The 13,212-nt window shown below is 71.9% G+C and carries 13 protein-coding genes; 1 reads left to right on the top strand and 12 read right to left on the bottom strand.

Features of this window, described 5'->3' with window-relative positions:
• Window positions 1-421 precede the first annotated feature (421 nt).
• Genes ACLJT4_RS41630 through hsaA form a run of 6 tightly spaced genes read right to left on the bottom strand, consistent with a single transcriptional unit; the run spans window position 422 to window position 6,450 of the window.
• Entirely contained in the window at window positions 422-2,083 is a 1,662-nt protein-coding gene (locus ACLJT4_RS41630; protein WP_411130338.1) for an FAD-binding protein, read from the bottom strand.
• A 26-nt stretch (window positions 2,084-2,109) separates the two neighbouring features.
• On the bottom strand, window positions 2,110-3,018 hold the full coding sequence (locus ACLJT4_RS41625) for a MaoC/PaaZ C-terminal domain-containing protein (protein WP_411130337.1): 909 nt from the start codon (window positions 3,016-3,018) through the stop codon (window positions 2,110-2,112).
• Entirely contained in the window at window positions 3,015-3,503 is a 489-nt protein-coding gene (locus ACLJT4_RS41620) for a flavin reductase family protein (RefSeq protein ID WP_411130335.1), read from the bottom strand. Before ACLJT4_RS41620 ends, ACLJT4_RS41625 begins: the two co-directional genes overlap by 4 nt.
• Window positions 3,491-4,387, bottom strand: coding sequence for a VOC family protein (locus tag ACLJT4_RS41615; RefSeq protein ID WP_411130334.1), 897 nt, complete (start codon window positions 4,385-4,387; stop codon window positions 3,491-3,493). The genes ACLJT4_RS41620 and ACLJT4_RS41615 overlap by 13 nt, the downstream gene beginning before the upstream one ends.
• Before the next feature lie 27 nt (window positions 4,388-4,414).
• Window positions 4,415-5,278 (bottom strand): 4,5:9,10-diseco-3-hydroxy-5,9,17-trioxoandrosta-1(10),2-diene-4-oate hydrolase, encoded by an 864-nt coding sequence (gene hsaD / locus ACLJT4_RS41610; RefSeq protein WP_411130333.1) that lies wholly within the window; start codon window positions 5,276-5,278, stop codon window positions 4,415-4,417.
• Window positions 5,275-6,450: a 3-hydroxy-9,10-secoandrosta-1,3,5(10)-triene-9,17-dione monooxygenase oxygenase subunit gene (gene hsaA / locus ACLJT4_RS41605; RefSeq protein ID WP_411130332.1), complete on the bottom strand. Its 1,176-nt coding sequence runs from the start codon at window positions 6,448-6,450 to the stop codon at window positions 5,275-5,277. Before hsaA ends, hsaD begins: the two co-directional genes overlap by 4 nt.
• A gap of 210 nt (window positions 6,451-6,660) precedes the next feature.
• Between hsaA and ACLJT4_RS41600 the strand changes: the two genes are divergently transcribed.
• On the top strand, window positions 6,661-7,536 hold the full coding sequence (locus tag ACLJT4_RS41600) for an IclR family transcriptional regulator (RefSeq protein ID WP_233658553.1): 876 nt from the start codon (window positions 6,661-6,663) through the stop codon (window positions 7,534-7,536).
• A gap of 89 nt (window positions 7,537-7,625) precedes the next feature.
• Here ACLJT4_RS41600 and ACLJT4_RS41595 read toward each other — a convergent pair whose 3' ends face one another.
• The 6 genes from ACLJT4_RS41595 to ACLJT4_RS41570 all read right to left on the bottom strand — a co-directional run bounded on the left by ACLJT4_RS41595 (window position 7,626) and on the right by ACLJT4_RS41570 (window position 12,893).
• Window positions 7,626-8,675, bottom strand: a complete 1,050-nt coding sequence (locus tag ACLJT4_RS41595) for a 2Fe-2S iron-sulfur cluster-binding protein (RefSeq protein ID WP_411130331.1) — start codon at window positions 8,673-8,675, stop codon at window positions 7,626-7,628.
• Window positions 8,668-8,937, bottom strand: a complete 270-nt coding sequence (locus tag ACLJT4_RS41590; RefSeq protein ID WP_411130330.1) for a hypothetical protein — start codon at window positions 8,935-8,937, stop codon at window positions 8,668-8,670. Before ACLJT4_RS41590 ends, ACLJT4_RS41595 begins: the two co-directional genes overlap by 8 nt.
• An 11-nt stretch (window positions 8,938-8,948) precedes the next feature.
• Window positions 8,949-10,085: a Rieske 2Fe-2S domain-containing protein gene (locus ACLJT4_RS41585; protein WP_016576334.1), complete on the bottom strand. Its 1,137-nt coding sequence runs from the start codon at window positions 10,083-10,085 to the stop codon at window positions 8,949-8,951.
• 13 nt (window positions 10,086-10,098) lie between these two features.
• Complete coding sequence (gene dmpG / locus ACLJT4_RS41580; protein ID WP_411130328.1) at window positions 10,099-11,124, bottom strand: 4-hydroxy-2-oxovalerate aldolase; 1,026 nt, start codon at window positions 11,122-11,124, stop codon at window positions 10,099-10,101.
• Window positions 11,121-12,023: an acetaldehyde dehydrogenase (acetylating) gene (locus tag ACLJT4_RS41575; RefSeq protein ID WP_411130339.1), complete on the bottom strand. Its 903-nt coding sequence runs from the start codon at window positions 12,021-12,023 to the stop codon at window positions 11,121-11,123. The genes dmpG and ACLJT4_RS41575 overlap by 4 nt, the downstream gene beginning before the upstream one ends.
• An 87-nt stretch (window positions 12,024-12,110) precedes the next feature.
• Window positions 12,111-12,893, bottom strand: coding sequence for a 2-keto-4-pentenoate hydratase (locus ACLJT4_RS41570; RefSeq protein WP_411130327.1), 783 nt, complete (start codon window positions 12,891-12,893; stop codon window positions 12,111-12,113).
• Window positions 12,894-13,212 lie beyond the last annotated feature (319 nt).

The raw sequence follows: 13,212 nt of genomic DNA, 5'->3' as shown, positions 1-13,212 counted from the left end.
GCGCGTCCCGCCCCGCGGCGGCCGCCCCCCCCCCCCCCCCCCCCCCCCCCCCGCCCCCTCCCGTTGAGGGTGGGGGAAAGACGGGTGGGTGGGGGCCGAGGTCCGGCGGGTCGGTGCCGGCCACCACCCTGGACGCGCTCACACACGTGAAACCCCTGGGTACGCCCATGCATGTGAATCCACCCACGAAGCCGCAGCAACCCACCAACACAAGCCCCAACCCACCCCTTTCCACCCACCCACGGGAGGGGACGGGTTGGCGGGTGGTGGGGTGCCCGGACGTAAAGCGCAGCAGTCCGGGCACCCCACCACCCGCCAACCCGGCACCGCACCCACAAGCCCCGCGCCGCGGACACCGCCCCGCGCCGCCCGGCGCAACGGCGAGACGCCCCACGGCGGGAAAGCCAAAAACGTGGGAAGGCTAAAGCCCCGCTACATGGTTGACCGCCGCCCAGCTGAACGTCATCGCGGGGCCGATCGTCGCGCCGGGGCCGGGGTAGGTCTCGCCCATGGGGGCGGCGGAGGCGTTGCCGGAGGCGTAGAGGCCGTCGATGGGGCTGCCGTCTTCGCGTAGCACGCGGGCGTCGGCGTCGGTGACGAGGCCGCCCTTGGTGCCGATGTCGCCGGGGTGGACGGGGATGGCGTAGTAGGGGGGTTTGGTGAGCGGGGCGAGGTTGGGGTTGGGCAGGGTGGGGTCGCCGTAGTAGCGGTCGTAGACGCTGTCGCCGCGGTGGAAGTCGTCGTCCCGGCCGGCGTGCGCGAAGCCGTTGAAGCGGTCGAGGGTGGCGGCGAGGCGGTCGGCGGGCATGCCGGTGGCCTCGGCCAGGGCGGCGACCGAGCCGGCTTTCTTGACGAAGCCTTCGGAGAGCCACTTGCTGGGGAACGGCTGGCCGGGGAAGAGGCCCGTGAAGAGGTATCGGGACTTGGAGTGGGCGTCGAGGATCAGCCAGGAGGGGACGGTGGACGCCTCGGGGGTGTGTGCGGCGTACATCGCGTCGACGAACTGGTGGTACGGGGCGGCCTCGTTGGCGTAGCGTTCGCCGGCCTGGTTGACGATGACCATGCCCGGGATGCCGCGGTCGGCGACGAGGAAGAAGGGGGGTGCGCCGGGCGGGCAGACCGAGGGGGCGCCCCAGACCTTGTCGAGCAGGTCGGTGGCGGCGCCGGCCTCGATGCCGAGTTGCAGGGCGTCGCCGGTCTGGCCCTCGGAGGCGGAGGTCCAGGCGGCGGAGGTGGGGGCGGGCAGGTGCTTCTCGCGGAGTTGTTGGTTGTGGGAGAAGCCGCCCGAGGCCAGGATGACGCCGCCGGTGGCGCGGATGGTGATCTCGCGGCCGTCGCGGAGGGCGCGGACGCCGGCGATCCGGCTGTCCTCTTCGATGAGGCCGGTGAGCTGGGTGGACAGCCACAGGTCGCCGCCGAGGGCGTGCAGGGAGTGCCGCATCCGGGCGATCAGGGCCTCGCCGAGGGAGAGCGGTTTGGCGCCGGTGGCCAGGGCTTTGACGGCGCGCAGCCCGACCTTGACGGAGGCTCGGCGGCCGGCCCAGGTGCGGGCGACCATGTTGAGGTAGCGGAAGTCGTAACTGGTGATGGTGAGGCCGTAGTTGGGCAGCTCGGACCGGCGCATGGTGGCGCGTTGTTCGGCGGTGAGTTTGGTGAAGTCGAAGACGGCGGGTTCGACGGAGCGGCCCTGGGGGTAGCCGCCGAGGGCCTCGGGGAAGTAGTCGGAGTAGCCGGGGGTGTAGACGAAGCGGACGGCGGTGCGGTCGTGGAACTCCCGTACCATCTTGGGCCCGTTGGTGAGGTAGCCGTCCTTGAGGGCGTCGGGGACGCGGTCGCCGATGGTGGCGTCGAGGTAGGCGCGGGCCTTCTCCCGGGTGTCGCCGAGGCCGGCGTCGTCGAGGTGGAAGTTGGTGGGTACCCAGATCGCGCCGCCGGACAGGGCGGTGGAGCCGCCGTAGCGGTCGGTCTTCTCGATGATCAGGGGGCGCAGTCCGCGCAGGCGGGCGGTGAGGGCGGCGGCGAAGCCGGCCGCGCCGGACCCGGCGATCACTACGTCGTAGGTGTGGTCCCAACTGTCTTTCATCGCAGCTCCGTTGGTGCGGTGGGTGGTCAGCGGACGGTGATCGCCGCGTGGCTGAGGACCACGGCGTCGTCGCGGTCCGGGGCGGTGGCGCGGAGCAGGTAGCCGTTGCCGTCGGGGTGGTGCCACAGGTGCAGGCGCAGCGTCTCGCCGGGGAAGAAGACCCCGGCGAAGCGGGTGCGGCAGCCGGTGACCCGGGTCGGGTCGGATCGCAGCAGCCGGTCGGTGACGGCCTTGACGGCCATGCCGAAGGTGCACAGGCCGTGCAGGATCGGGCGGTCGTAGCCGGCGGTGCGGGCGGTGGTGGGGTCGGCGTGCAGCGGGTTCCAGTCGCCGGTCAGGCGGTAGAGGAGGGCCTGTTGACGCATCGTCGGGAGGTCGAAGAGGTGGTCGGGGGCCCGGTCCGGGACGGGGGTGGGGTCGCTGGGACCGCGGTCGCCGCCGAAGCCGCCGGCGCCGTGCACGAAGATGTGGTTGCGCTGGGTGAGCAGGGGCCGTTCGTCGTCGTCGAGGAGGGTGGACTCCTGGACGAGGACGGCGGCCCGTCCCTTGTCGTACACCGCGGGGACGTGGGTGACGGCGGTGGCGCGGGCGGCGGCGGGCAGCGGGCGGTGCACGGTGATCTCCTGGCCGCCGTGCAGTGCCTGGGCCAGGTCGAGGTGGACGCCGGGCAGGTCGAAGACCTGGAAGCCGATGCCGCCGGTGCCGCCGGCGACGGTGCCGAAGGTGGGCAGTACCGCCAGGCCGCGGGCGTGCCGCTCGTAGACGTAGGCCAGTTCGCGTTCGTCGGTCTCGGGGACGCCCGCGCCGAGCGCGAGGTGGTAGAGCCGCACGTCGCGGTCGTCCCAGGTGACCTCGGTGCGCACGGGTGGCGCGGAGGTCACCCGGGCCACGTCGATCGGTGGCGCCCCCATCTTCTGGAAGAGGGAGTGGGTCATGCGAAGGCTCCCGTTGCGTAGCCGCCGCGGAAGTACAACAGGGGTGCGCCGTCGTCGCGGGCGGCCAGGTCCAGGACCCGGCCGGTGACGAGGAGGTGGTCGCCGGCCTCGTGGACCGCGTCCAGCGCGCAGTCCACGGTGGCCAGCGCGCCGTCCAGGTGGACGGTGCCGTGCGGGCCGGGCCGCCAGGACAGCCCGGCGAACTTGTCGGTGCCGGACGCGGCGAGGCTGGCGCACGCCGCGCGGTGCTCCTCGGCGAGGACGCTGACGGCGAAGCGGCCGGCGGCCGCGATCCGCGGCCAACTGGTGGAGTGCTTGCCGATGCAGAGCAGGATCAGCGGGGGGTCGAGGGAGAGCGAGGCGAAGGACTGGCAGGCCAGTCCGGCGGGCGCGCCGTCGGCGTCGAGGGTGGCGACCATGGTGATGCCGCTGGCGAACCGGCCGAGGACGTCCCGGAACGTGGTGGGTTCGATCAGCCGTTCCACTGGTGGCCCCAGAAGCTGTCGGCGGTGATCTCCTTGGTGGCCCAGGTGGCGGGGTCGACGAGGAGGCCGTCCCAGCCGTACTCGACCTGGAAGCCGCCGGGTGCCTGGGCGTAGAAGGAGACCATGTGGTCGTTGGAGTGGCGGCCCAGGGAGGAGGCGATGGGGATGCCGGCCTTGTGCATCCGGTCCAGGCAGAAGCCGACGTCGTCGAGGGTCTCCAGCTCGACCATGAAGTGCACGATGCCGGGCGGCAGGGCGCCGGGGTAGAGGCCGAGGCTGTGGTGGCGGGCGTTGGGGCTGAGGAAGTTCATCCAGTAGTGGTCGCGGCCGGGTTCGCCGGTCGGGACGGCGATCGGGGGGAGTTTCATCCGGTCGCGCAGTTGGAAGCCGAGCAGGTCCTCGTAGAAGGAGACGGCGGCGTCCATGTCGGGGGCCGGCAGGACGACGTGGCCGAGGCCGAGGTGGTCGGCGGTGACGAAGCGGTTGCCGTAGGGGGTGCCGAGCGGGGTGTGGTCCTGGGCCTGGCCCCAGTAGATCTCCAGGGGGTTGCCGGCCGGGTCCGTGCAGTGGATGAGGCCCTGCACGCGGCGGTCGTCGAGGGTGGCCTGGTCGGCGTGCTTGACGGCGACGCCGGCGGCCTCCAGTTCGGCGGCGGCTTCGGCGAGCGCCGCTCGGCCTGCGACCTCGAGGCCGGCGGCCAGCAGCCGGTCCTGTTCACCGGTTTCGAAGGAGAAGCGGCGGATGCGGTCGTCGATGCGGACGTGCAGCACCTCGTCGGTGCTGCCCTCGGCCTCGACCATGCCGAGGATGTCGAGGGTGTAGGTGCGCCACTCGGCGAGCCGGGCGGTCTCGATGCGCAGGTAGCCCAGAGAGCGGATGTCCATGGCCGTGCCTTTCGGTGCCGGGTGGCGTCAGTGGCGGAAGAAGTCGAGGGCTAGGCGGTTGAACTCGTCGAACTTCTCGGTCTGCGCCCAGTGGCCGCAGTGCGGGAAGACGTGCAGTCGGGCGTGCGGGATGGTCTTGAGGGCGACCAGGGCGCCGTCGAGCGGGTTGACCCGGTCCTCGCGACCCCAGGTGAGCAGGGTGGGGTGGGTGATGCGGTGGGCCTCGCGCCAGAGCATGGTGTCGGCGGGCCACTTGGCGAACGAGGCGGCCATCCGGTCGTTGCCGAGTTTGGCCTCGGGGTCGGTGGCGCGGGCGTAGCGTTCCTCGACGAACTCGTCGGTGACCAGGGCGGGGTCGTAGGCGAGGGTGGTGAGGAAGTCGCGCATCATGGCGCGGGTGGGCTCGGCGGTGCCGTTGAAGGCGAAGAGCTTCTTGATGCCCTCGGTGGGGTCGGGGGCGAAGAGGTTGACGGAGATGCCGCCGGGGCCCATGAGGAGGAGCTTGTCGACCTTCTCCGGGTGGTCGAGGGCCATCCTGGTGGCGGTTCCACCACCGAGCGAGTTGCCGATGAAGTGGGCCTTCTCCAGGCCGAGTTGGTCCATGAGGGCGGCGACGGCGTCGGCCGCGAAGGAGAAGAAGTCCTTGGTCAGCTCGGGCTTGTCGGAGGCGCCGTAACAGGGCTGGTCGATCAGCAGCGTGCGGAAGTGCGCGGCGAAGACCGGCAGGTTGCGGCCGAAGTTGGACCAGCCGGAGGCGCCGGGGCCGCCGCCGTGCAGCATGATCACGACGGGCGCGGCCGGGTCGCCGGCCTCGTTGTAGTGGAGGGTGAGCTCCCCGGCCTTGGCGGTCTTCGAGGTGCTCTGGTAGGTGAGCTTCGCGTCGGTGGTCACAGCATCGTGTCCTGAATGTCGAGGCCGAGGGCGCCTTGGCCGAAGAGGACGAGGGCGCGTTCCGGGTCGTTGGCCGCGTGGCCGCGGCCGGTGTGCGCGTCGCGCCAGGCGCGCTGGACGACGTTGGGGCCGGTGCGCATGGCCTTGCCGCCGGAGTTCTCCATCAGCAGGTCCACGGCGGCCACCGCACGTTCGGTGGCGAGCACCTGGTCGCGGCGGGCGCGGGTGCGCAGGGCCATCGGCAGGTCCTCGCCGCGCATCGCGAGGTCGTACAACTCGCTGATGTTGCGGCTGAGTTGGAGCCAGGCCGCGTCGATGTCGCTGGCCGCGCGGGCGATCCGGACCTGGGCGAAGGGGTCCTCGACGACCTTCTGGCCGTAGGAGACCCGGAAGCGCTCCCGGGTGGCGGCGACGTAGCCCTCGTAGGCGCCTTCGGCGATGCCGACGATGGGGGTGGAGATGGTGGTGGTGAACACCGCGGCGTAGGGCATCCGGTAGAGCGGCTCGGGGTTGACGGCGTGGCCGGGACAGTCCCGCGCGCTGACCGGGCCGAAGCCGAGGGCGCGGTGCTCGGGGACGAAGACCTCGTCGATGACGATGTCGTTGCTGCCGGTGCCGCGCAGTCCGACGGTGTCCCAGACGTCGATGATGCGGTAGTCGGCGCGGGGTATGAGGAAGGTGTAGATCTCGACGGGCTTGCCGTCGCCGTCGGTGACCAGCCCGCCGAGCAGCGCCCAGTCGGCGTGGTCGCAGCCGGACGAGAAGTGCCAGCGGCCGGAGACCTTGAAGCCGCCGGGGACCGGGGTGACCTGGCTGGTGGGCGCGTAGGAGGAGCTGATGCGGGTGTGCGGGTCGTCGCCCCAGACCTCGTCCTGGGCCCGCGGGTCGAAGAGCGCAACCTGCCAGGGGTGGACGCCGATGACCGAGGCGACCCAGCCGGTGGAGCCGCAGGCCCGGGCGATCTCCTTGACGGCCCGGTAGAACACCAGCGGGTCGGCGGCGAGTCCGCCGTACGCCCGCGGTTGGAGGAGCTGGAAGAAACCGGTCTCGGTGAGGTCCTTGATGGAGGCGTCCGGCACCCGGCGCAGCTCCTCCGCCTCGGCGGCGCGTTCACGCAGGGTGGGGGCGAGTTCGCGGACCGCTGCGAGGACGTCTTCGTCGCGCATGCGCATCCCCTCTCGATTCGATCTGAGGTAGGGCCCTGCCGCGCCGTCCCGCGGCAGGGGTGGCAGGAACCTACGCTTTACTATTCCGAAACGAAATACCCTCTTCCCACTCAGCGGGAGGGCTGGCAACGTTCCCGACAATCCGCGAGAACCCGATAGGGGGCCTCCGCTTCGGCCCGGACCTGGGGTTTCGCCGTTGTTGTGGGAGGTGTGCCGATGCCGGAACAGAGCGCCGGGGGCGACTGTGGACCACTGTCGCTGTTGGAGAAGGCCGCGCGGGTGATGAACGCGTTCAGCAGTACCGAGGCCCGGCTCACCCTCACCGAGGTGGTGGAACGTTCGGGGGTGCCGCGCTCGTCGGCGCACCGGATCCTGGACCAGTTGCAGGGGTTGCGCTGGCTGGAACGGGAGGGCCGCGGCTACCGGCTCGGCATGGGGGTGCTGGAACTGGGCGCACTGGCCTCGCACCACCACCGGCTGCGCCGGGCCGCCCTGCCCCACCTGCACGAACTGCATGAGACGACCGGCCATCTGGTGCACCTGGCGGTGCTGGACGAGGCCGAGGTGGTCCACGTGGAACGGATCGGTGGGGCGGCCGACACCGCGGTGCCCTCGCGGGTCGGCGGCCGGCAGCCGGCGTACTGCACCGCCTCCGGCAAGGCGATCCTGGCGTTCAGCGACGACGCGGTGGTGGAGCAGGTGGTCCGGCGCGGACTGCGGCCCCGGACGCCGCGGACCATCTGCCGGCCGGAGGCACTGCGCGCCGAACTGGCGACGGCCCGGTCCCGCGGCGTCGCCTACGACCACGAGGAGGCGTACCGGGGGGTGTCGTGCGTGGCCGTGCCGCTGCGCGGTTCGGGCCGGGCGATCGCCGCGATCTCGCTCTCCGGCAACGGCGCCCACCGGGAACTGGACCGGCTCGCCCCGGCCGTCGCGGACTGCGCGCGCACGGTGTGGCGGTCACTGTTCGGGCCGGGTCGGCGCACCGTCCGGCCGCACCGCCCCGCTCAGGTGCCGCACCTGGGGCCGGCGATGTCGCCCGCGGCGATGACCAACACCCTGGCCTGGATGCGGGACAGCGAGTGGATGTGAGGGCATGGCCTCCGCGGCGCGCGGGAACGGCGGGGAACGCACGGTGGGGGCGGCGGGCACCGTGCCCGCCGCCCCGCCGCCCCCACCGGTCAGCTGTAGCTGATCTTCACCGCGCCGCCGGCCGCGACCGCCTGGCAGGCCAGGACGTAGCCCTCGGCCAGGTCCTCCGAGTCCAGCACCTCGTTGTGGGCCATCGACACCTCGCCGCTGACGACCCGACAGGTGCAGGCCGCGCAGGCTCCCTCGCGACAGGAGTACGGCGCGTCGACCCCGGCGGCCAACAGGGCGTCCAGCAAGGGGGTGCCGGCCGGCCAACGGACCTGGTGGGTCTCGCCGTCGAGCTCGACGTGGGCGGTCGCGGCAGCCGCGTCGTCCCGGTCGACCGGCCCGGCCGCGTCGGCCGCCCCGGTCGGCTCCGGCGCCTCGAACGCCGCGGCCCCGCTGAGCGAGAAGAACCGCTCCCGGTGCAGCCGCTCCTTGGGCGCGCCCAAGGAGCGCAGGGCCTGTTCGGCGGAGTCCATCAGCGGCTGCGGACCGCACAGGTACGTCTCGCGGCCGACGTGCGGCGCGAGCACCGCGGCCAGCCGGCCCGGGTCCGGCAGCCCCTGGAGGCTCTCCAGCCAGTGCAGCACCACCAGCCGGTCCGGGTAGTCCTCCGCCAGTTCGCGCAGTTCGCCGCGGAAGATGACGGCGGACTCGGCGCGGTTGGCGTAGAGCAGGACGTGCCGGGCGGTGCCCTCGGTGAGCGCCGACTTCAGGACCGACATCACCGGGGTGATGCCGCTGCCGCCGGCGACGAGCAGCAGGTCGGTGTCGAGGCCGGGCGGGGTGAAGGTGCCGGCCGGCGGCAGCACCTCCAGTTCCGTGCCGGGCCGGGCGTGGTCGCACAGCCAGTTGGAACCGTGGCCGCCCGGCACCCGTTTGACGGTGACCTTCATCGGTTCGCCGGTGTGCGGGGAGCTGGCCAGGGAGTAGCAGCGGGCCGCCGCCCCGCCGTCCCGACCCGGCAGCTTGAAGGTCAGGAACTGCCCTGGTGCGTAAGGGAGTTGGTGCCGTGGTTCGAAGACCAGCGAGCGGGCGTCGGCGGTCTCCTCGATCACCTCGGCGATCCGCAGCCGGTGGGTTCGCGGTTCAGGCATCGGCCACCACCGGTCGCGCGGTCGCGTCCGGCACCGGGTTGCCGTCCTTGTCGGCCACCACCAACGTGCCGTCCGCGACCGCGCGGGCGATGCTGGCGCGCAGCGCGTCGCACGAGCGGACCCGGGCGCTCGCTTCGCCGGCCGCCACCCGCGCGCCGATCCGCGGGCAACTGTCGGCCGCGTCCTCGGTCCACTGCACCTGGGTGTGGGCGGGGCTGAACTTCTCGCAGAGGACCTGGTTGCCGCAGGTCCCGCAGATCACGGGCCGCACCGTCACGCCCCGGCCGCGCGGCGGGCGAGGTTGTCGGCGACCTCGGCGCGCCAGGCCGTGTTGGCCCGTTCGGTGTCGATCTCGAACTCGAACCGGCGCACCATCTCGTCCTTGACGTCGGCGGCATCGACGTAGAACTGCTCGTACCAGCGGCGGAGTTGGTAGACCGGACCGTCCTCCTCGGTCAGCAGGGGGTTGTCGATCCGGGTCTTGTTCCGCCAGATCTCCACGTCCTGCTCGAAGCCGACCTTCAGCCCCTCGGACGCCATCCGGGCGGCCTCGGCGGCCTCCTCGTCGGTCATGCCTGGCAGCTTCTTGACGATCGCGCCGTACATCAGCACGAAGCTGTTGGCGTCGACCGGATAGTGGCAGTTGATGAGGACCGACTCCATGTCGACCCCGGCGCCCACGTCCGTCCACAGCTTGTCGATCATGTAGGACGGGCCGAAGTACGAGGCGTCGGAGCGGAGGTCGCCGGCCGAGGCCGGGGTGGTCACCTCGATGTCGCCGCGCGGGGACGACTCCATGTACTGGGTGGCGATGTGCCCGTCGAAGACGTTCTTGAAGTACGTCGGGAACGAGTAGTGGATGTAGTAGAAGTGCGCCATGTCCACGACGTTGTCGACGATCTCGCGGCAGTTGGAGTTGTCGACCCGCAGCGTGTTCCAGGACCAGGCGGACCAGTCGGGGTGGCCGGCGCCCTCGATCTCCGGGATGGTGACCTCGGGCGGCGGCGGGTTGCCCTCGGGGTCGTTCCAGACGTAGAGCTGCTGGTTGCGCTCCAGGGCGGTCCAGGCCCGGGTGCGGGCCCGCGGCGGGACCCGGCGGGCGTACGGGATGCCGGCGCAGCGGCCGTTGCCGGACCAGCGCCAGTCGTGGAACGGACAGGCGACGGTGTCGCCCTTGACGCTGCCCCGGGCGAGGTTGCCGCCCATGTGGGGACAGTAGGCGTTGAGGACGTGCAGTGCACCGTCGTCCGCGCCCTGGAAGACCACGAGCTTGGTGCCGAACGCCTCGATCTCGTGCGGTTGGCCGTCCTTGAAGGTCTCGGCCAGACCCAGGCAGTGCCAGCCCCGGGCGAACCGGGTGGGCGGCTCGGCCGCCTCGATGACACGGGCCTCGTCGTTGAGTGCGGTCATCGTTCTCTCCCTGCTACTTCTGCGCCGCGAGTTCGACGGCGATGTCGATGAGCTGGTCCTCCTGGCCGCCGACGAGCCGGCGTTCGCCGGCGCGCAGCAGGATCTGCGCGGCGGACACGCCGTACCGCTCGCCCTGCCGGAAGGCGTGCTTGAGGAAGCTGGAGTAGACCCCCGCGTGACCCATCAGGAGGGCCAGTCGGTCGAGTTGGCACTCTTCGTCCATCACCGGGCGGACCACGTCCTCCGCCGCGTCGATGATCTTCAGGACGTCGATGCCGGTGCGGATCCCCATCTTGGCGCAGACCGCGACCAGCGCCTCGACGGCGGTGTTGCCGGCGCCGGCGCCCAGCCGGCGGGTGGAACCGTCGATCTGGCGGGCGCCGGCCTGGATCGCGGCGATGGAGTTGCCGGTGCCCAGGGCCAGGTTCTCGTGGCCGTGGAAGCCGACCTGGGCGTCCTCGCCGAGCGCGGCGACCAGTGCCTGGACGCGCTGGGTGACGTCGTCCATCACCATGGCGCCGGCCGAGTCGACGACGTAGACGCACTGGCAGCCGGCGTCCGCCATGATGCGGCCCTGCCGGGCGAGCGCCTCGGGGGTGGTGGAGTGCGCCATCATCAGGAACCCGACGGTCTCCAGTCCCATGTCCCGCGCCAGCCCGAAGTGCTGGACGGAGATGTCCGCCTCGGTGCAGTGCGTGGCGATCCGGCAGACGGTCGCGCCGTTGCCGTGCGCGGCACGGATGTCGTCCTTGACGCCGAGGCCGGGCAGCATCAAGAACGCGATCTTCGCCTGCCGGGCGGTCTCCACGGCAGTCTTGATCAGATCCTGCTCGGGCGTCTTGGAGAAGCCGTAAGTGAACGAGGAACCGCCGAGCCCGTCGCCGTGGGTGACCTCGATGACCGGCACGCCGGCGTCGTCCAGCGCAGCGACGACGGACCGGACGTCCTCGACGGTGAACTGGTGCCGCTTGGCGTGCGAGCCGTCGCGCAGCGAGGAGTCGGTGACGCGGATGTCGAGGGTGTCGGAATAGCTCTTCATGCCTGCATGCCCTTCGCGAACTCCTCGCCGACCTTGGTGGCGGCGGCGGTCATGATGTCGAGGTTGCCGGCGTACGGCGGCAGGAAGTCGCCCGCACCCTCGACCTCCAGGAAGACGGCCACCCGGGCCATCCCCCCGTTGACCACCGACGGATCGTCGAACTGCGGCTCGGCGCGCAGCCGGTAGCCGGGGACGTAACTGGCGACCTGCTCGGCGACCTCCTTGACGGACTGGGCGATGGCGTCCCGGTCGGCGTCCTCGGGGATCGAGCAGAAGACGGTGTCGCGCATGATGACCGGCGGTTCGGCGGGGTTGAGGATGATGATCGCCTTGCCCCGCCCGGCACCGCCGATCCGCTCGATGCCGCGGGCGGTGGTGCGGGTGAACTCGTCGATGTTGGCGCGGGTGCCGGGCCCGGCCGAGACGGAGGCCACCGAGGCGACGATCTCCGCGTAGGGGACCGGAACGACCCGGGAGACCGCGTACACCATGGGGATGGTGGCCTGACCGCCGCAAGTGATCATGTTGACGTTGTCGGCGTCGAGATGCGCGGTGAGATTGGCGGGCGGGACGACGGCGGGGCCGACCGCCGCCGGAGTCAGGTCGACGGCCTTGATGCCGCGCTCGGCGTAACGGGGGGCGTTGGCGCGGTGGACGCCGGCGGAGGTGGCCTCGAAGACCAGGTCCGGGCTCTCCTCCTGGGCCAGGAGCCAGTCCACGCCCTCATGACTGGCCTCGATGCCGGCGCGGCGGGCCCGGGCGAGCCCTTCGCTGTCCGGGTCGACACCGATCATCCAGCGGGGCTCGATCAGCGGGGAGCGCTGAAGCTTGTACAGCAGGTCGGTACCGATGTTGCCGGAACCGACGATGGCCGCGGTGGCCTTGGTCGTGCGGGTCATCATCACCTCTCGGGTGAAGGGGCTGAGGGGAACGGGGGACCCACCGGTGGACGGGCCGAGCCGCGGGGCCGCCCGGTCGGCGGGGCCTCAGACGAAGGAGAGCGAAACCGGGCCGAGCCCGGTGAAGTCGGCGGTGAACGTCGCCCCGGGGGCGACGTCGACGGCCCGGGTGCACGAGCCGGGCAGGACCAGGTGGCCCTTCCTCAGGGGCACGCCGAAGCGGGCGACGGTCCGGGCGAGCCAGGCGACGGCCAGGGTCGGGTCGCCCAGCACGGCGTCGCTACGGCCCTCCGTGATCCGCTCGGTGCCGCGGTGCAGCACCGCGTCGACGGCCTTCAGGTCCAGCTCGCGCGGGTCGCGGCCCTCACCGACGGCGTAACCGGCCGAGGAGGCGTTGTCGGCGACGGTGTCGGGCAGCGTGATCCGCCAATCACGGATCCGACTGTCGATCAACTCCAATGCGGGCACGACCCGTTCGGTCGCGGCGAGAACGTCGTCGACAGTGCAGTCCTCGCCCGGCAGGTCGTCACCCAACACGAAGCCGACCTCGACCTCGATGCGCGGGGCGCAGTACCGGGCGAGCGGGACGGGGGTGCCGGGGTGCAGCTCCATGTCGTCCAGCAGATGGCCGTAATCGGGCTCGTCGACACCCATCATGCGCTGCATGACCTCGGACGAGAGCCCGACCTTGTGGCCGGTGACGGTGGCACCCGCCCGAATCCGCTCCCGGATGTTGAGCAACTGGATCTCGTAGGCGTCGTCGGCACCGAGGCCGGAGAATTCCTCAGTAAGCGGGGCGATGGGCCGGCCGGCGCGCTCGGCGTCGCGCAACTGCCCTGCCGCGAGCTTCCGTTGGCGGTCCGTGAGCATGTGGTCCTCCACGGGGCGGTAGGTCTGTTCCGGGAGGCTAAGCGCGGCGACGGGCGCCCGGGGAGAGCGGGTTCCCGCTGAGCGGGATTTCGACCGGCTCCGCTGCGCGGGGCTTCGTCGTACGTGGTCGGCCGTCCCGCCGCGGGGGTTTCCGTTTGCGCCTGACGGCGCGGGCCTCTTCCCACGTTGTCGGCGTTCCCGCCATGGGGGTTGCCGTTTGCGCCTGCGGCGCGGGGCCGCTGCGCGGGGCTGGTCGGGTGCGGTGCCGGGGGTGCGGGTGGTGGGGTGTCCGGACTGCTGCGCTTTACGTCCGGACACC

It is taken from the genome of Streptomyces sp. x-19 (genome assembly GCF_046549115.1).
Lineage (GTDB): Bacteria > Actinomycetota > Actinomycetes > Streptomycetales > Streptomycetaceae > Streptomyces > Streptomyces albulus_C.
Note: the sequence above shows the minus strand (reverse complement) of the source record. Positions and strands in the feature narration are given on the sequence as shown.